This is a genomic window from Halomonas organivorans (assembly GCF_014192055.1).
Classification (GTDB): Bacteria; Pseudomonadota; Gammaproteobacteria; order Pseudomonadales; family Halomonadaceae; genus Halomonas; species Halomonas organivorans.
Map to the genome: position 1 here is coordinate 24,574 of NZ_JACHXM010000007.1, position 15,773 is coordinate 40,346.

Annotated in this window: 15 protein-coding genes and 2 tRNA genes; 2 read left to right on the top strand and 15 right to left on the bottom strand. The window is 67.0% G+C overall.

What is annotated here, in order from left to right; translation table 11 throughout:
- Window positions 1-178 precede the first annotated feature (178 nt).
- Genes purC through dapA form a run of 4 tightly spaced genes read right to left on the bottom strand, consistent with a single transcriptional unit; the run spans window position 179 to window position 3,625 of the window.
- On the bottom strand, window positions 179-892 hold the full coding sequence (gene purC, locus FHR96_RS09235; protein WP_183387389.1) for a phosphoribosylaminoimidazolesuccinocarboxamide synthase: 714 nt from the start codon (window positions 890-892) through the stop codon (window positions 179-181).
- Window positions 893-934: 42 nt separating this feature from the next.
- Window positions 935-1,735 (bottom strand): MBL fold metallo-hydrolase, encoded by an 801-nt coding sequence (locus FHR96_RS09240; protein WP_183387390.1) that lies wholly within the window; start codon window positions 1,733-1,735, stop codon window positions 935-937.
- Window positions 1,735-2,694 carry an outer membrane protein assembly factor BamC gene (locus FHR96_RS09245; RefSeq protein ID WP_246392875.1) on the bottom strand — a complete coding sequence of 320 codons (960 nt, stop codon included), beginning with the start codon at window positions 2,692-2,694 and terminating at the stop codon, window positions 1,735-1,737. The genes FHR96_RS09240 and FHR96_RS09245 overlap by 1 nt, the downstream gene beginning before the upstream one ends.
- A 46-nt stretch (window positions 2,695-2,740) precedes the next feature.
- Window positions 2,741-3,625, bottom strand: coding sequence for a 4-hydroxy-tetrahydrodipicolinate synthase (dapA, locus tag FHR96_RS09250; RefSeq protein WP_183387391.1), 885 nt, complete (start codon window positions 3,623-3,625; stop codon window positions 2,741-2,743).
- A gap of 197 nt (window positions 3,626-3,822) precedes the next feature.
- On the opposite strand from dapA, the gene FHR96_RS09255 reads away from it, so the two are divergent.
- Window positions 3,823-4,299, top strand: a complete 477-nt coding sequence (locus tag FHR96_RS09255; RefSeq protein ID WP_183387392.1) for a peroxiredoxin — start codon at window positions 3,823-3,825, stop codon at window positions 4,297-4,299.
- Window positions 4,300-4,362: 63 nt separating this feature from the next.
- Here FHR96_RS09255 and FHR96_RS09260 read toward each other — a convergent pair whose 3' ends face one another.
- Together FHR96_RS09260 and FHR96_RS09265 are read right to left on the bottom strand one after the other, a co-directional pair.
- A complete protein-coding gene (locus tag FHR96_RS09260; protein WP_183387393.1) occupies window positions 4,363-5,472 on the bottom strand; it encodes an AI-2E family transporter in 1,110 nt (369 codons plus the stop codon).
- On the bottom strand, window positions 5,469-5,717 hold the full coding sequence (locus FHR96_RS09265; RefSeq protein WP_183387394.1) for a sulfurtransferase TusA family protein: 249 nt from the start codon (window positions 5,715-5,717) through the stop codon (window positions 5,469-5,471). Before FHR96_RS09265 ends, FHR96_RS09260 begins: the two co-directional genes overlap by 4 nt.
- A gap of 136 nt (window positions 5,718-5,853) precedes the next feature.
- Between FHR96_RS09265 and FHR96_RS09270 the strand changes: the two genes are divergently transcribed.
- A complete protein-coding gene (locus FHR96_RS09270; RefSeq protein ID WP_183387395.1) occupies window positions 5,854-7,365 on the top strand; it encodes a M48 family metalloprotease in 1,512 nt (503 codons plus the stop codon).
- Here FHR96_RS09270 and FHR96_RS09275 read toward each other — a convergent pair.
- The 9 genes from FHR96_RS09275 to bcsG all read right to left on the bottom strand — a co-directional run bounded on the left by FHR96_RS09275 (window position 7,335) and on the right by bcsG (window position 15,643).
- Window positions 7,335-7,487, bottom strand: coding sequence for a hypothetical protein (locus FHR96_RS09275; protein WP_183387396.1), 153 nt, complete (start codon window positions 7,485-7,487; stop codon window positions 7,335-7,337). The genes FHR96_RS09270 and FHR96_RS09275 overlap by 31 nt on opposite strands.
- Window positions 7,488-7,590: 103 nt before the next feature.
- Window positions 7,591-8,619, bottom strand: coding sequence for a quinolinate synthase NadA (gene nadA, locus FHR96_RS09280; protein ID WP_183387397.1), 1,029 nt, complete (start codon window positions 8,617-8,619; stop codon window positions 7,591-7,593).
- A 293-nt stretch (window positions 8,620-8,912) separates the two neighbouring features.
- Window positions 8,913-8,988: transfer RNA gene (locus FHR96_RS09285), tRNA-Lys, on the bottom strand.
- 41 nt (window positions 8,989-9,029) lie between these two features.
- Window positions 9,030-9,105 (bottom strand) — tRNA-Lys (locus tag FHR96_RS09290).
- A gap of 139 nt (window positions 9,106-9,244) precedes the next feature.
- Window positions 9,245-10,096 carry a 23S rRNA pseudouridine(2605) synthase RluB gene (rluB, locus tag FHR96_RS09295; RefSeq protein WP_183387398.1) on the bottom strand — a complete coding sequence of 284 codons (852 nt, stop codon included), beginning with the start codon at window positions 10,094-10,096 and terminating at the stop codon, window positions 9,245-9,247.
- Window positions 10,096-11,013: an SMC-Scp complex subunit ScpB gene (gene scpB, locus FHR96_RS09300; RefSeq protein ID WP_183387399.1), complete on the bottom strand. Its 918-nt coding sequence runs from the start codon at window positions 11,011-11,013 to the stop codon at window positions 10,096-10,098. The genes rluB and scpB overlap by 1 nt, the downstream gene beginning before the upstream one ends.
- Window positions 11,010-11,897 carry a segregation/condensation protein A gene (locus tag FHR96_RS09305; protein WP_183387525.1) on the bottom strand — a complete coding sequence of 296 codons (888 nt, stop codon included), beginning with the start codon at window positions 11,895-11,897 and terminating at the stop codon, window positions 11,010-11,012. Before FHR96_RS09305 ends, scpB begins: the two co-directional genes overlap by 4 nt.
- Window positions 11,898-12,090: 193 nt before the next feature.
- Window positions 12,091-13,923, bottom strand: a complete 1,833-nt coding sequence (gene radD, locus FHR96_RS09310; RefSeq protein ID WP_183387400.1) for a DNA repair helicase RadD — start codon at window positions 13,921-13,923, stop codon at window positions 12,091-12,093.
- 67 nt (window positions 13,924-13,990) lie between these two features.
- A complete protein-coding gene (gene bcsG, locus FHR96_RS09315) occupies window positions 13,991-15,643 on the bottom strand; it encodes a cellulose biosynthesis protein BcsG (protein ID WP_183387401.1) in 1,653 nt (550 codons plus the stop codon).
- Between the last annotated feature and the right edge of the window lie 130 nt (window positions 15,644-15,773).

The window sequence follows — 15,773 nt, forward strand, 5'->3', positions numbered from 1 at the left end:
CTCGGCCTTGCCCGACGGGCTGGAGTTTGGCCCGAGCATCGGCTGATTTACCCGAGAGTCTGAATTGCGACCAAAGAATAAGAGGCTGGAACCGGCCTGCAGACACCGTCAGAACGCAGGAAGGCGGCCCGAGGGCCGCCTTCCCATGACCGCTTCGCGAACTCGCGAACTCGCGAATTCAGTCGAAGTCGACGCCGATCCGCTTGCCCACTTCTTCATAGGCCTCGATCACGCCGCCCAGGCCCTGGCGGAAGCGATCCTTGTCGAGCTTCTCGCGGGTCTCGGCGTCCCACAGGCGACAGCCATCCGGGGAGAATTCGTCACCCAGCACGATCTGGCCCTTGAACAGTCCGAACTCGAGCTTGTAGTCGACCAGCAGCAGGTTGCCGTCGGCGAACAGTTGCTTGAGCACCTCGTTGACCTTGAAGGTCAGCGCCTTCATCTCGGCCAACTGCTCCGGCGTCGCCCAGCCGAAGGTCTCGGCCAGGGATTCGTTGATCATCGGATCGTGGAGGGCGTCGTTCTTGAGGAACAGCTCGAAGGTCGGCGGATTGAGCTCGCTGCCCTCCTCCACGCCGAGGCGCTTGACCAGGCCCCCGGCAGCGATGTTACGCACCACGCACTCCACCGGCAGCATGTCCATGTTCTTGACCACGCATTCGGTATCGGAGCGCAGTCCCTCGAAGTGGGTCGGGATGCCCGCGGCCTCGAGCTTGCCCATGATGAAGGCGTTGAAGCGGTTGTTGACCTTGCCCTTGCGCGCCAGCGACTCCATGCGCTCGCCGTCGAAGGCGCTGGTGTCATCGCGGAAGTGCAGGATCAGGCGATCCGGGTCGTCGGTGGCGAAGACGGACTTGGCCTTGCCGGCGTAGAGTTCTTGACGCTTTTCCATGGGGAGCCTCCACAGGCAACTGTCAGATGGAATTCTGGAATCTCAGGTGATCGCCTGCCAGTCCAGCCCCTGGTCCTGGGCCGCCACCGTCAGGCGTGAATCGTCGCCATCGAGCAGGGGCGACAGGGCCGCCAGCGCCAGCTCGGGGCGATTGTTGTGTTCGGAAAGGTGCGAGCAGACGATGTGCTGCAGGCGATCCAGCCCCAGGCGCTGCAGCAGCCAGGCGGACTGGCCATTGGCCAGGTGCCCCCAGCGGCCGCCGACGCGCCGCTTGAGGCTGGGCGGATAGGGGCCGGTCTCGAGCAGGTGAACGTCGTGGTTGCACTCGAGGATCAGGGCATCGCACCCCTGGAAGGCCTCGACGACATGCTCGCTGGGGTGACCCAGGTCGGTGAGCAGGCCCAGCCGGCGCCCGGCGGCGCCCAGGCGGAACTGCACCGGCTCGCGAGCATCGTGGGGCACGGTGACCGGATCGATCTCGATGCCCTTGACGCTGAAGCGCGCCTGGGGCGTGATCCAGTGCCGGTGGGGCACCTCGCCGAGCTTGCCCGCCAGCCAGGTGCCGGGCGTGAGATACACCGGCACGCCATGTCGCCGCGCCAGGGGACCGACCCCACGCACATGGTCACCGTGCTCGTGGGTCACCAGCACGGCGTCGAGCTGGCGGGGATGGAGATCGAAGCGGGCCAGGCGACGCTCGGTCTCCTTGAGGCCGAAGCCGCAGTCGACCAGCAGCCGCGTCTCGCCATCGCTGACCAGGGTGGCATTGCCCTTGCTGCCGCTGCCCAGGGAGGCGAAATGCAGCCGCCCCGGAGGGACCTCCCTGGCCGAGACCTCCGTCATCAGCCCAGCAGGCCCGCCAGCCGCTCGAGCAGCTCGCGCCGATCCTCGGCGGTGAGCTCGCGATCGTCCGCGGAGCGGGCATGCAGCACGGTACGCTCGGGCCCCACGGCCTCCAGCGACAGACGGATGCGCTGGGGATCCTCGCCGCCGAAGCTGGTCAGGGTCTCCCACATGCCCTCGCTGCGCGCGCTCAGCGTCAGGTAGTCGACCAGGAAGACATGCGCGTCGACATCCTGCTCGAGCAGCTCGCGGCGTCCTTCCAATGCGAAATCCGCTTCGAGCTGATAGCTGAGCTCGGCCCAGGTGCGTTCCAGGTCGAAGGGCAGCTCCAGGCGCCATTCGCCGGCCTGCTGGGTGAGCAGGGGACGGGGACGATCCTCGGGGCGCTGAACTGCCAGCGAGGAAGCACTGGCGGTGGCGCCGCGTGCCTCGAAGCGACGCTGCAGGGCGCGCAGGCAGCCTTCCTGGGGGCCCCCGCCCTGCTCGCAGCGCAGCTCGCTGGCACCGCTCTGCAATCCGGGGCGAACGCTGAAGCGTGCCTGGTCGGTGACCAGCAGCCCGGCATCGGCGTCGCGGCGAGTCACCGCCAGGTTGCGCTCGGCCACGAAATCCTCGAGCTCCGACCACACCACGCCGGGTTCGGCGCCCACCACCAGCCAACGCTGGTTGCCGACTTCGCGCATGGCGACACCGCCGGCTTCCACGCCGCTGCCGGCGCCCATGGCACGAGGCGGCGGCACCCGAAACTCATCGCCCTGTGAGACGAAGGCGCCCTGCGCCTTGGGCACCGGCATGGCATCGCGATAGCGACGGTTATCACGGCTATCGGGCAATACCAGGGGCGCGCTCGGCTCGGCCTCGGCGTAATCGACGCCTCGGTCGTCGTAATAGCCATCGCGGGCACAGCCGGCCAGGGCCAGCGCCGCCACGAGCGGCATCCATTTCAGCGCAGAGCTCATGCGTCCACCTTGCTCAAGTTGTCCAGGTTGCGGCGCCGTGCACCGCTCAATCGTCGATCACACCGGCCAGCTGCAGGGCCTCGCTGACGGTGGAGTGGTATTTCTCGGAGAGCCAGGTCAGCGGCAGGCGAATGCCCGCCTCGGCCAGCCCCATGCGGTTGAGGGCCCACTTGACGGGAATCGGGTTGGCCTCGATGCCCAGGTTGGTGTGCAGCGGCATCAGGCGAGTATTGATCTGGTGAGCCTTGTCGGCTTCACCGGCGACCGCGGCGGCGCACAGCTCGTGCATGGCGCGGGGAGCGACGTTGGCCGTCACCGAGATATCGCCGTGGCCGCCCATCAGCATGAAGTCGCAGGCGGTGCCGTCGTCGCCGGAATAGAGCATGAAGTCGCTGCCCTTGAGTCGGGCGATCAGGTCCTCTGCCCGCTCCAGGTTGCCGGTGGCATCCTTGAGGCCGACGATATTATCCACCTCGGCCAGCCGCAGCACGGTCTCGTTGTAAAGATCCGAGCAGGTGCGTCCCGGCACGTTGTAGAGAATCACCGGCAGGTTGCTGCCCTCGGCCACGGCCTTGAAGTGCTGGTAGAGGCCTTCCTGGGTGGGCTTGTTGTAGTAGGGGCAGACCGACAGGCAGTAGTCCGCCCCCACCTCGCTGGCGTAACGCGCCAGTTCCACCGCCTCGGAGGTGGCATTGGCGCCGGTGCCGGCGATCACCGGGATGCGCCCGCCGACCTCCTCGACCACGGCACGGATCACGTCGAAGTGCTCGGCGAACGACATGGTGGTCGGCTCGCCGGTAGTGCCCGCCGCGACGATGGCATCGGTGCCGTTGTCCAGATGGAAGTTGACCAGGGCCCGCAGGGCCTCCCAGTCGATATCGCCATTGACCTTCATCGGTGTCGCCAGCGCGACGATGCTACCCGTGATCATCCTCTTCTTGTCCTCTCGCTACCTGCCGGACGACCGCAGCGCCTCGGTCGCCATGGGATACCCGCTTTCACCCGCGGGCTCGATGCCAAGGGTCAAATGGTACTCAGGGCTCGAGAGCCTGTACAGCGGCGACTTTACAGTCGCCGGCGGGTTGCGTGTAATCGTTCCCTTCATTCCCCCCGATTGGAGACATGCCCATGAGCGTCAGCCTCGGCCAGCCGGTGCCCGACTTCACCGCCACCGCCACCGGCGATACCACCCTGAGCCTCTCGGAACTGCGCGGTCGCCAGGTAGTGGTCTATTTCTATCCCAAGGCCAGCACGCCCGGCTGTACCACCGAGGGCGGCGACTTCCGCGACCGCAAGGATGACTTCGACGCCGCCAACACGGTGATCGTCGGCGTCTCCCGGGACGGCATCCGCGCCCAGGAGAACTTCAAGGCCAAGCAATCCTTCAACTTCACCCTGCTCTCCGACAAGGACGAGGTGGTGTGCAAGCTGTTCGACGTGATCAAGCTCAAGAAGCTCTACGGCAAGGAGCACCTGGGGATCGAGCGCAGCACCTTCCTGATCGACGCCGACGGCAAGCTGGCTCGCGAATGGCGCAAGGTGAAGGTCAAGGGGCACGCCGACGAGGTGCTGGCGGCCGCCCAGGCGCTGCACGGCGGCCAGTGAGGCACGACGCACGGCAGGCATGAGCGCCCGCCGGCGGACCCTGAGGCCGCCGACATGGCGGCCTCAGGACTCTTCCATCGCCTCGGGCTGGGTGGCCGCCTCCTCCTGGCGATGCTGCTGGATGCCCCGGGGCCAGGCGTAGACCAGCGCCTTGAGCAGGGTAGCCAGCGGGATGGCGAAGAAGATCCCCCAGAATCCCCAGACGCCACCGAAGAACAGCACCGCCAGGATGATCGACACCGGATGCAGGTTCACCGCCTCGGAGAACAGCACCGGTACCAGGACGTTGCCATCCAGCGCCTGGATCACGCCGTAGGCGATCAGCACATAGAGGAACTGCTCGCCTACACCGAAGTGGAAACCGGCCACCGCCGCTACCGGCACCGTCGCCACCGCGGCGCCGATGTAGGGCACCAGCACCGACAGCCCTACCAGCACCGCCAACAGCGCCGAATAGGGCAGGCCGAAGAAGGCGAAGGTGAAGAACGCCACGGTACCGACGATCACGATCTCGGTAACCTTGCCGCGCACGTAGTTGGCGATCTGGGCGTCCATCTCCTGCCACACCCGCGTCATCAGCCCGCGCCGGCGCGGCAGCAGCGACACCGCGAAGCCCACCAGCCGATCCCGATCCTTGAGCATGAAGAACACCAGGATCGGCACCAGCACCAGGTAGACGATCAGCCCCACGATATTGCCCAGCGAGGCCAGCGACAGCGACAGCGCCCGCTGGCCGAGCTGGGTCACCTCGCGGCCGGCCATGCCCACCCAGTTCTGGATCTGGTCCGGGGTGATCAACTGCGGATAGCGGGTCTGGAGGTTGTCGAGCAACTGCTGGCCGCTGGCGAACATCCTCGGCGTCTCCTGCACCAGGTTGACCAGCTGGGTCCAGATCAGCGGCAGCAGGATCAGCGCCATGGCCAGCAGCACGCCGATGAAGGCCAGGTAGACCAGCATCACCGCCAGGAAATGCGGCACGCGGCGGCGGGTCAAGGCATTGACCCCGCCCTGCAGCAGGAAGGCGATGACCAGGGCAGTGAGGAACGGCGCGAGCATCCTGCCCAGCCAGATCACCACCGCGAAGCCCACCACCAGGACCACCAGCAGGATCACCGCCTCCTCGTCGGAGAGGTAATGGTCGACCCAGCCGCGCAGTACCGATCTCAGCGTCATCGGGACGCCTCCCCAGCCTTGAGGATCCAGTAATGGTAGACCTCGCCCCGCTCCTCTCTGGCCGGCATTTCGTGCCCGCTCTGGGCGATGAAGGTTTCGAAGTCGCGCCAGGAGCCGGCATCGGTGGCCATCACCTCCAGCACCTGGCCGGGGGCAAGGCGCGACAGCGCCTGCTTGGCCTTGAGCAAAGGCAGCGGACAGGGAAGTCCCCGTGCATCGAGGACGTCGTCGGGTTGCACAGCCATGATGTCTCCCGGGAGAATGCCTGAGGCATGCCGACGCGGCAGTCGCCGCATGTGGCATGATTGCCTGCGATTTAAAGGCACTTTCCCCCCCGAATCAATGTCGGAGGGATTCCGCTCCCGCTCGCGCCCGACGAGGATGACCATGCTGCGTCGACTCCTGCCCTGCCTGCCCGCCCTCGCTCTATGCCAGGCATTGAGCGCTTCGGCCTTCGACCAGGAGCTGGCACTCGATCTCCCCAACCGGGCGACGACCACCTCGGCCTTCGACGAGCAGCCGACCTTCGAGCTACCGAGCCTGGTCAGCGGCAGCACCCAGGCGGTGAGCGGCGAGGAGGTCCGGCTGGGCCGGGCCTGGCTGCGCCAGTTCCGCGCCCACGCCCCGCTATGGCAGGATCCCATCGCCGCCGACTACCTGGCCTCGCTGGTGGCGCGACTACTGCCCTACAGTCACGTCGGCGGCATCGACCCGGTGATCACTCTGGTCGCCAGCGAGCGCCTCAACGCCTTCGCCGTGCCCGGCGGCGTGATCGGCGTCAATGCGGGGCTGTTCGCCTTCGCCGAGGGCGAGGCCCCGCTGGCCTCGGTGCTCGCCCACGAACTCGGCCATCTTTCTCAGCGCCACTTCGCCCGCGGCCAGGCGCGCGCCGAGCAGACCCGCATCCCGGCCATGGCGGCCATGCTCGCCGGCATGCTGATCGCCGCAGGCGGCGGCGGCGACGCCGGTATCGCCGCCGCCATGGGCTCGCAGGCCGCGCTCGTGCAGGATCAACTGGCCTATTCGCGACGCTTCGAACGCGAGGCCGACCGGCTGGGCCTGCAGACCCTGGCCGACGCCGGCTACGACCCCCAGGCCATGGTCGAGATGTTTCGCACCATGCAGCACATGGTCGCCCTGCAGGGCGGTAATCCGCCGGAATTCCTGCTCACCCACCCGATGACCGAATCGCGTATCAGCGACGCCCAGGCGCGGGTAGCCCAGCTCTCCGTCACCTCGCCGCGGCACGACGACATCGAATTCCAGCTGGTGCGTGCCCGGGCCCTGCTGGCCATCCACGATCAGGCCCCCCGTCAGGCGCAGACAAGACTGGCCCGAGGCGGCGCGCCGGAGTCGGCCCGGCGCTACCTGACGGCGCTGATCGATGCCCAGGAAGGCCGCACCGATGCCGCGCTCTCGACCCTGGACGCCCTGGCCTCGCAGCTGCCGGATCTGGCCCTGATCCCGGCATCCGCCGCCAAGGTGGCGCTTGACGCAGGACGAGTGGACGACGCTATCGATCGCAGCCGACACCAGCTGCGGCTGATGCCCGGCTACGTCCCGGCCAGCCTGCTGCTGGGCGAGGCCCTGCTGCAGCGCGATCCCGACGACGCCTACCGGATACTGCGTGAGCTGGCCGCCCGGCGACCGGAGGATCCGCAGGTGTTCACGCTGCTGGCCGAGGCCGCCGGGCGCAGCGGCCACCGTGCCTGGGGACACCTGGCCCGCGCCGAACAGCTGCAGCTGACCGGCCACATCGACCGCGGCATCGAGCAGCTCGACGTGGCCAAGGAGGTCGCCGAGGAAAGCGGCGATGCCAACGCCCTGGCCAAGGTCGAGCAGCGCCGCGAGGCCTTCGTCGGCTATCGGGAGACGATGGAGGACTTTCGCTGACAGCTGACAGCTGACAGCTGGAAGCTGGAAGCTGGAAGCTGGAAGCTGGAAGCTGGAAGCTGGAAGCTGGAAGCTGGAAGCTGGAAGCTGGAAGCTGGAAGCTGGAAGCTGGAAGACAGCATGAACCCCGCCATCATCGGGTCAAGGGTTTTCTTCCAGCTTCAAGCTTATGACTTCAAGCTCCGGGCGAAGCCCGGCGGGCGCTCTTCCAGCTCCCGGCGACGCCTAGCGATTGAACTCGAGCATCCGCGTGAGCGGCTTGAGCGCCGCCTGACGCAGCTCGTCGCCAACGTGGATCTCACCTTCGCCCTCGCGCAGCGCGCTGGCCAGGTTGTCCAGGGCATTCATCGCCATCCACGGGCAGTGGGCGCAGCTCCTGCAGGTGGCACCGTTGCCGGCAGTGGGCGCCTCGAACAGGGTCTTCTCGGGCACCGCCTGCTGCATCTTGAAGAAGATGCCGCGGTCGGTGGCCACGATCAGTTCCTCGTTGGGCAGCGCCTTGGCGGCATTGATCAGCTGCGAGGTAGAGCCCGCGACGTCGGCCAGCTCGACCACCGAGGCCGGCGACTCGGGATGCACCAGCACCGCGGCATCGGGATACAGGCCCTTGAGGTCCTCGACGCCCTTGGCCTTGAACTCCTCGTGAACGATGCAGGCCCCGTCCCACAGCAGCATGTCGGCACCGGTCTGCTTCTGGATATAGCCGCCAAGATGCTTGTCCGGCGCCCACAGGATCTTCTCGCCGCGTGCCTTCAGGTGCTCGATCACGTCCACCGCAATCGACGAAGTCACCACCCAGTCGGCACGCGCCTTCACCGCCGCCGAGGTATTGGCGTAGACCACCACGGTGCGGTCGGGATGCTGGTCGCAAAAGGCACTGAACTCGTCGGCCGGGCAGCCCACGTCCAGCGAGCAGGTCGCCTCCAGGGTGGGCATCAGCACGCGCTTCTCCGGCGAGAGGATCTTGGCCGTCTCGCCCATGAAGCGTACGCCCGCCACCACCAGGGTGTCGGCGGGATGACGGGCGCCGAAGCGCGCCATCTCCAGCGAATCCGCCACGCAGCCGCCGGTTTCCTCGGCGAGCTGCTGGATGGCATCGTCGGTGTAATAGTGGGCCACCAGCACGGCGTTGTTGGCCGCGAGCAGACGCTTGATCTCCTCGATGCGGGCCTGATCCTCGGCGGGAATACGCGTGGGGCAATAGGAACGTGCCAGCTGCTCACGCAGCTCGGCGCGGGAAGTCATGATCGTCATCGTGTCTACCACTGTGACCGGCAGGGGCTCCCCCTGCATTGCACCAGGTGCCAACGCACGTGCGCTCCGCACGCCGCGACACACCCGTGGGTCAACCGTCGCGTCTACCGCCGTGGCCGACCCGTCTCCATTCTAGCCGGAACGCGCGCGCCGCGCCCGCACCGTGCAAGAAAAATGACAGCCCTCGATCATGACGCCGTCATGATCCCCTTGCAAGGCCCGCGGCCGGCCGAGTCGTCGACCGCTCACGCATGAAAAACGCCCCTGCCTCGGGGAGGCAGGGGCGTCGAATCTGGTGGGTCGTGTAGGATTCGAACCTACGACCAATTGGTTAAAAGCCAACTGCTCTACCAACTGAGCTAACGACCCGTGATGCATGGCGGCTCAGTCGCCATGAATCCAGGTTCGGATGGTGGGTCGTGTAGGATTCGAACCTACGACCAATTGGTTAAAAGCCAACTGCTCTACCAACTGAGCTAACGACCCCTCCGAACGGGTGCAGATAATACGGATATGCCCCCGGCCTGGCAAGGACTTTTTTGCCTTTGATCGACTTTCCCGGCAGCAGGACCGGCGGTGCTCGTGCTTGCCGTCAGCACGAGCACCGACAGCGCCACCCTCAGGCTCAGCGACGCGACTTGGGCTTGCGCATCGCCTGCACCGGACGGCGCTTGTGCTTGTCGCGACTCCAGCGGTTCTTCTCGTCGGGCGTCAGCTCAGGCACCTTGCGCGATGGCAGTCCGGCCATTTCGGCCAGGTCGTCGACCTCCTCCTGGCTGAGCTCCACCCATTCGCTGGCCTTGGCCCGCTTGTCGAGGAAGATGTTGCCGTAGCGCACTCGCTTGAGGCGGCTGACGGTCAGGCCCTGCGACTCCCACAGCCGGCGCACCTCGCGATTGCGCCCCTCCATGATCACCACATGGAACCAGGTGTTGATGCCTTCGCCGCCGAACTCCTGAACGTCGGTAAAGCGCGCCGGGCCATCGTCGAGCATCACCCCCTCGACCATGGCCTTGACGTTCTGCGGCTGGACCTCACCCATTACCCGCACGGCGTACTCACGCTCGATCTGGGTCGAGGGATGCATCAGCCGGTTGGCCAGCTCGCCGTCGGTGGTGAACAGCAGCAGGCCGCTGGTGTTGATGTCGAGGCGGCCGATGGCGATCCAGCGCTCCCCCTTTAGGCGTGGCAGGCGATCGAAGACGGTGCGTCGCCCTTCCGGGTCCTTGCGGGTGCACAGCTCGCCTTCCGGCTTGTTGTACATGATCACCCGCCGCGGCACTTCCTCGGCGGCGCGCAGGGTCACCGGGCGATCGTCGAAGGCAACCTTGTCGCGGGTCTCGATGCGATCACCCAGGGTCGCCACCTGGCCGTTGACCTTGACCCGGCCATCGGCGATGGCGGCTTCCATCTCGCGGCGCGAGCCCAGGCCGGCCCTGGCCAGGACCTTTTGCAGTTTCTCGGTGGTGGTGCTCATCAGTCGTCTGTCTCACTGGTAGTGGGTTCCGCCCCCGGAGCAGCGTCATCGTCGACGCGGCCCCGGGCACGTTCGGACAGGCGAGCTTCCAGGTCGGCGAAGCTCAACCCCGTCCGCTCGGACGCCGTCCCGGCGTGGTCATCGTCAGCCGTCCCGGCTGTCGTCTTGCCGGCCGCCTCACCCGGCTTGGGCGTCGAGGCGGCCCTGGTCGCGTCGAGGAGGTGATCCTGTGCGATATCGTCGGCGGTATCATTCCCCTCCGTCTCGCCTTCGCTCTGGGCCTCTTCGACCCGCTCATCCTGCCCGGGCTCATCCGCCTGGGCCAGCAGCTCATGCTGGGGCGGCGGCGGAGTGTCCTCGAGCGATTCCTCCGGCTCGGCGAATTCCTTGAGTTCGTGCATCGGCGGCAGCTCGTCGAGGGTCTTGAGCCCGAAGTCGTCGAGAAAGGCCCGGGTCGTGGCGTAGACCGCCGGGCGCCCCGGCACGTCGCGATGCCCCACCACCCTCACCCAGCCGCGCTCGACCAGGGTGCGCATGATCGAGCCGCTGACCGTGACGCCGCGCACCTCCTCGATATCGCCGCGGGTCACCGGCTGACGATAGGCGATCAGTGCCAGGGTCTCCAGCAGCGCCCGGGAGTAGCGCTGGGGGCGCTCGTCCCACAGCCGCGATACCCAGCTCGACAAGCGCGGACGGATGCGCAGCTGGTAGCCCGAGGCGGTCTCCAGCAGCTCCATGGCGCCGCGCTCGTGGCGCACCTCGAGCCGTCCGAGCGCCTCACGCAGTGCCCGACGCGGCGGGCGCTCGTGGTCATCGAACAGCCCTTCCAGGCGATCCAGCGACAGCGGCTCTCCGGCCGCCAGCAGCGCGGCCTCGAGGATCTCGTCCAGGGTATCGGGGAATTCCATGGCGGTCATGGCGACTCGCTCCCTTGGTCGTCGTCATCCGCGAAGGGGCTCTCCCCTTCAACCTCGTCGTCAGCGTAGGCCTCTTCTTCCTCATCGTCCTGCGCTCCACCGCGGGCCCGCACGTGGATCGGCGACAGCGGGGCGTTCTGCACGATCTCGATCATCGCCTCCTTGGCCAGCTCGAGGATGGCCATGAAGGTGACCACCACCCCGGCACGGCCCTCTTCAAGGGTGAACAGCGCCTCGAAGGCGGTGTAGCGCTCGTGGTGCAGCTTGTCCATGATCGCCAGCATGCGCTCCCGGGTCGACAGCGCCTCGCGGCTGACCTGGTGGGCCTGGTTGAGCTCGGCACGGCGCAGGATGCCGGCCAGCGCCCCGAGCAGCTCGTCGAGCTCGACGTCCGGATGCACGACCCGGGACTCCAGCGGCGGCAGCCCGGCCCGGGCCGGAAACCAGTCGCGGCCCAGCCGCGGCAGCTCGGCCAGGGCCTCGGCGGCATGCTTGAGCCGCTCATACTCCTGCAGGCGACGGATCAGCTCGGCGCGCGGATCCTCTTCTTCGTCGTCACCGCCCTCTTTCGGCGGCTTGGGCAGCAGGGTGCGCGACTTGATCTCGGCCAGCATGGCCGCCATCAGCAGGTACTCGCCGGCCAGCTCGATCTCCATGGCCTTCATCAGCTCCACGTACTCGATGTACTGGTGGGTGATGGCCGCCACGTCGATGGCCAGGATATCCAGGTTCTGACGGCGAATCAGATAGAGCAGCAGATCGAGCGGCCCCTCGAAGGCCTCGAGGAAGACCTTGAGCGCCTCCGGCGGAATGTACAGATCCTCCGGCAACTGGGTGATCGGCTCGTCGAACAGCCGCCCGAGCACCTCGGCGCTCTGGGAGATCGCCTCGCGCTCGGCGTCGCTTTCCCCGGCCCCGTCGGCGACGGGCGGGTCGGCGGGGCTACCCGGGTCGTCGTCGGGTGTGTCGATGGACGGGGGCGTCTCGCTCACGCGGGGGCTGGCCTCCGGGCTGGTGGGGCGGCGAATGATCGACCGCACAGTCTACCAAGGGGCGCGTCCCAGGGTAAGCCGCGACTTACCCCGCCTCGGCGGCGAGGCGATAGCGTCCGGTGTAGTCGAACAGCTTGCGCCGCACCTGCCAGTGTCGCCCCACCTTGCGGCCGATCACGAAGTCCGGCGCGCGCAGCCGGCGCTGCTCGCGGATCACCTCCTCCGGCGTGGTCGGCGACCAGCGCGTGCCAGGAGCGCGCAGATGGTCACGCAGGAAGACCGCGGCGAAGGCGCCGCGCTGGGCCGGCGTCTCCAGGGCGAACCATTCGGCCAGGGTGGCACCGTCCTCGTCGTGATAGACGACCTTGAGCCGCGGCAGCCCCCGGCCGTTGACGGTGGCCTCGAGCTGCATGCCCGAGACGCGCAGCACCCGGGCGTCGCGTAATTTCAGCGCCTCGCGCAGCTTGTCGTCGGCATCCACCAGCAGCACCTCGCAGCCGTGGCAGCGCCGCGCCGCGGTGTCGTTCTCGGCGCCGCACTGATCGCAGACCTTGAAGCGAAAGCGGAACGAACATTGCTCCATCGCCAGCGCTTCCCTGGTGGATCTTGTGCTCTTCGCGTGGGGGCGGGCGCGTTCAACAAGCCCCTGACAGCGGCGGCCGAAGTGCTCGATGACGATCTCGCCGTCGCGCCGCCCCCAGAACAGGTTGGCGTGGCCGCACTGCGGGCACTCGACCTGCACCGGCTCGGTATCGCCCGCAGGCCTGGGGCTGCCCACCTCCGGCGCGTAGAGGTCCCAGGGATTGCCGGCGTAATCGAGGATCAGGCAATCGGACTTGCCCGGCGCCAGGCGCAGGCCGCGGCCGACGATCTGCTGGTAGAGGCCCACCGACTCGGTAGGTCGCAGTATCGCGATCAGGTCCACGTGGGGCGCATCGAAGCCGGTGGTCAGCACCGCCACGTTGACCAGGTACTTGAGCTCACGGGCCTTGAAGGCGGCGATGATCGCCTCGCGCTCGGCGGCGGGCGTGGCGCCGGTGATCAGCGCCGCCTCCTCGGCGGGCAAGTAGCCGAGGATCTCCTCGGCGTGGGCCCGGCTTGCGGCGAACAGCATCACCCCGGCGCGCTCGGCGGCGTGGCCGATCACCTCCTCGACGATGCCCGGGGTCGCCCGGTTGCCGGCCGCCACCCGGTTCAACTCCGCCTCCTGGAAGAGGCCACCGCTGCCTGGCTCGAGCGCCGAGAAGTCGTAGCGCTCCACGGCCGCATCGACCAGTCGCGGCTCGGCCAGATAGCCCTGCTTGACCATCAGCCGCAGCGGCTGCTCGAAGACACAGTCGCGAAAGAAACAGTCGTCATTGCCGCGCACCATGCCGTGATAGTGGCGGTGATAGAGGAACCCTTGGCCCAACCGATAGGGCGTGGCGGTCAGGCCCAGCACCTTGAGCCGCGGATTGTGCTCGCGCAGGCGGGCGATCACCCGCCGATAGCTCGAGTCCTCGTCCAGCGAGACCCGGTGGCACTCATCGATCACCAACAGCGTGAAGTCGCCCCGCCCCTCGGAGGAAGCGCCGAAGCGCTCGAGGTTGCGTACCACCGACTGTACCGAGCCGAACACCACCTGGCGCCCGGCCTCCTTGCGACCCAGTCCAGCGCTGAAGATGTCGGCCTCCAGCCCATAGGCCAGGTACTTGGCATGGTTCTGCTCGACCAGCTCGCGCACGTGCGCCAGCACCAGCACGCGGCCGCGGGCCAGGCGCGCCAGCTCGGCGATCACCAGCGACTTGCCGCTGCCGGTGGGCAGCACCACCACGGCGGGGTCGTCCGTCTGGCGAAAGTGCTCCACCACCCGGGTAACGGCCTGCCGCTGATAGGGGCGAAGCTCGGGAGGTGAGACGCTTGGGGATGCTGCCTGCATGGGAGTTCGCCATCGAAGTGCTGATGCATGATACCCAGGCGAAGCGCCTCACCCAAGCCGCTTCGGATTACTGTGGATAAGGCATCCAACCCTGTCCCTCGAGACGGATATAGGGCTCCTCCCCGAACGGCATCATCACCACTCCCTCGTTTTCCGAGATCGGCTGCGTCACGGGCAGATCGGCCACCAGCGTCGACCAATCCAGCCGCGGTTGGCCGAACACGTCGTTGGCGACCAGCCGTGAAGTCAGCTCCGACAGCGCCAGGTAGCTGCTCGGGGCGGTGACGTGAAGCGGTTCGCCATGGCGTGGCGAGTCCAGGCCGATCAGCTTGACCCCCACCGGCACGTGAGTGATCAGCGGATTGGGAATCTCGCGCATGCCCGGGAACTGCATGCGATCCCCCCGCAGGGCAGCGCCATGCTCCGGCACCACGAATACGGCAACCCGTCTCTCCTCTGCCTCGAGTTGCTGCAGGAATGTCAGCAGGTCATCGAACAGCTGACGAAGACGAACGTCATAATCGGCGAAGCCGCGCTGCCCGACGAAGCGGTTGCCATCGTGGAGCGTCACCGTGTTATAGAACACCGCATTGGCCCCCTGGGCATCCTGCTCGTCCCATCGCTGCAGCATGGTGAGGTCGCGATATACGGGGGAATCATCGAAAGCCACCATCGGCGCTTGCAATCCAGACAAGGACAGCATGGGCACGTCCAATCCGCCCTCACGCTGCAGCAAGGCCAGGTAATCATCGAAATGCCCATCGTGGTTCAGCACCAGTGACGGCTCGAATCCCAGCTCGGCCAGGTTCTCGAACAGATGGCATCGCGCGGGGACGTCGTTGTAGAGCGCTGCGTGGGATCGCTGCCCGCAGCTGGCCTGGAGCAGGCGCAGCCCAGCCGGGCCACTGTAGGAAGTCGCCGAATTGAAATCGTCGAAGACAACGTCCAGGTAGTCGAGCAGCGGATGATCCTCCAGCCCGGCCACGGCGATATCATCCCACGACAGCGAACAGATGTTGAGAAACAGGATATCGAAGGGCACCGCCCCGGCAGGCCGCGCCGAGAACGTCGTGTAGCGCTCACGCTCACTGGCATAGAAGGATTGCAGGCGGTCATCGAGGACGCTGTCGCTGGCCTCTTCGGCCGGGGCGGGAATGACCGTTTCCTCACGCGTCGCGGTACGCTCTGTGCCTGCCGGCACATCTGACGATACCGCCTGGCCAGGGCGAACCGGCACCGACGCGCCCTGCGAAAGCAGCGGTGCCACCCCCAGCCAGACGAGCGCCAGCACCACGGGAACGGTCACCCGAAACCAGGGGGCGACGAAGCCATATCCCACCGCGAGCACGAAGAACACCCCCAACCACTGCCAGTCGACAACGCGACTGGCAAGCTCGAGCAGGTAGGCCGGACTCATGGCACCGACCTGGGACGACTGGGCGATCAGACGCTCGAATGGCGGCAACCAGGTATCGTGGTAGAAGAGCGCCACCCCGATCGGAATCGCTACCAGATGTCGCAGGCGGTGCAGCCAGCGTGGCGGCAGTGGCAGCAGCAGGAAGGCGGCGAACACCAGGTTGGCCAAGGCATCGAAATCGATCGCACCTCGCCAGTAAAGCGCCAGCTTGAAGATGAAGTACAGGTTCCAGAGCCCGAACCCGCGCCAGTAGCGACTGACCGGGAAGGGCGATGTAGCGGCGATCGATTCAGAGTGACTCATGCCGGGACGCATCCTTGACGACCGAAGGACGCCGTCTCACTCCCTGACGCACCAGGAGACGCGGACGGCGTGAAGAAAACGCGAAGATGAGCCGCAGGCAGGGTCTCGCGGCCAATCCGATGACGATACC

What these genes read in the sequence shown, in the direction of transcription:
- purC (WP_183387389.1), bottom strand. Translation starts at nt 892, where the DNA reads ATGGAAAAGCGTCAAGAACTCTACGCCGGCAAGGCCAAGTCCGTCTTC.
- FHR96_RS09240 (WP_183387390.1), bottom strand. Translation starts at nt 1,735, where the DNA reads ATGACGGAGGTCTCGGCCAGGGAGGTCCCTCCGGGGCGGCTGCATTTC.
- FHR96_RS09245 (WP_246392875.1), bottom strand. Translation starts at nt 2,694, where the DNA reads ATGAGCTCTGCGCTGAAATGGATGCCGCTCGTGGCGGCGCTGGCCCTG.
- dapA (WP_183387391.1), bottom strand. Translation starts at nt 3,625, where the DNA reads ATGATCACGGGTAGCATCGTCGCGCTGGCGACACCGATGAAGGTCAAT.
- FHR96_RS09255 (WP_183387392.1), top strand. Translation starts at nt 3,823, where the DNA reads ATGAGCGTCAGCCTCGGCCAGCCGGTGCCCGACTTCACCGCCACCGCC.
- FHR96_RS09260 (WP_183387393.1), bottom strand. Translation starts at nt 5,472, where the DNA reads ATGACGCTGAGATCGGTACTGCGCGGCTGGGTCGACCATTACCTCTCC.
- FHR96_RS09265 (WP_183387394.1), bottom strand. Translation starts at nt 5,717, where the DNA reads ATGGCTGTGCAACCCGACGACGTCCTCGATGCACGGGGACTTCCCTGT.
- FHR96_RS09270 (WP_183387395.1), top strand. Translation starts at nt 5,854, where the DNA reads ATGACCATGCTGCGTCGACTCCTGCCCTGCCTGCCCGCCCTCGCTCTA.
- FHR96_RS09275 (WP_183387396.1), bottom strand. Translation starts at nt 7,487, where the DNA reads ATGCTGTCTTCCAGCTTCCAGCTTCCAGCTTCCAGCTTCCAGCTTCCA.
- nadA (WP_183387397.1), bottom strand. Translation starts at nt 8,619, where the DNA reads ATGACGATCATGACTTCCCGCGCCGAGCTGCGTGAGCAGCTGGCACGT.
- rluB (WP_183387398.1), bottom strand. Translation starts at nt 10,096, where the DNA reads ATGAGCACCACCACCGAGAAACTGCAAAAGGTCCTGGCCAGGGCCGGC.
- scpB (WP_183387399.1), bottom strand. Translation starts at nt 11,013, where the DNA reads ATGACCGCCATGGAATTCCCCGATACCCTGGACGAGATCCTCGAGGCC.
- radD (WP_183387400.1), bottom strand. Translation starts at nt 13,923, where the DNA reads ATGCAGGCAGCATCCCCAAGCGTCTCACCTCCCGAGCTTCGCCCCTAT.
- bcsG (WP_183387401.1), bottom strand. Translation starts at nt 15,643, where the DNA reads ATGAGTCACTCTGAATCGATCGCCGCTACATCGCCCTTCCCGGTCAGT.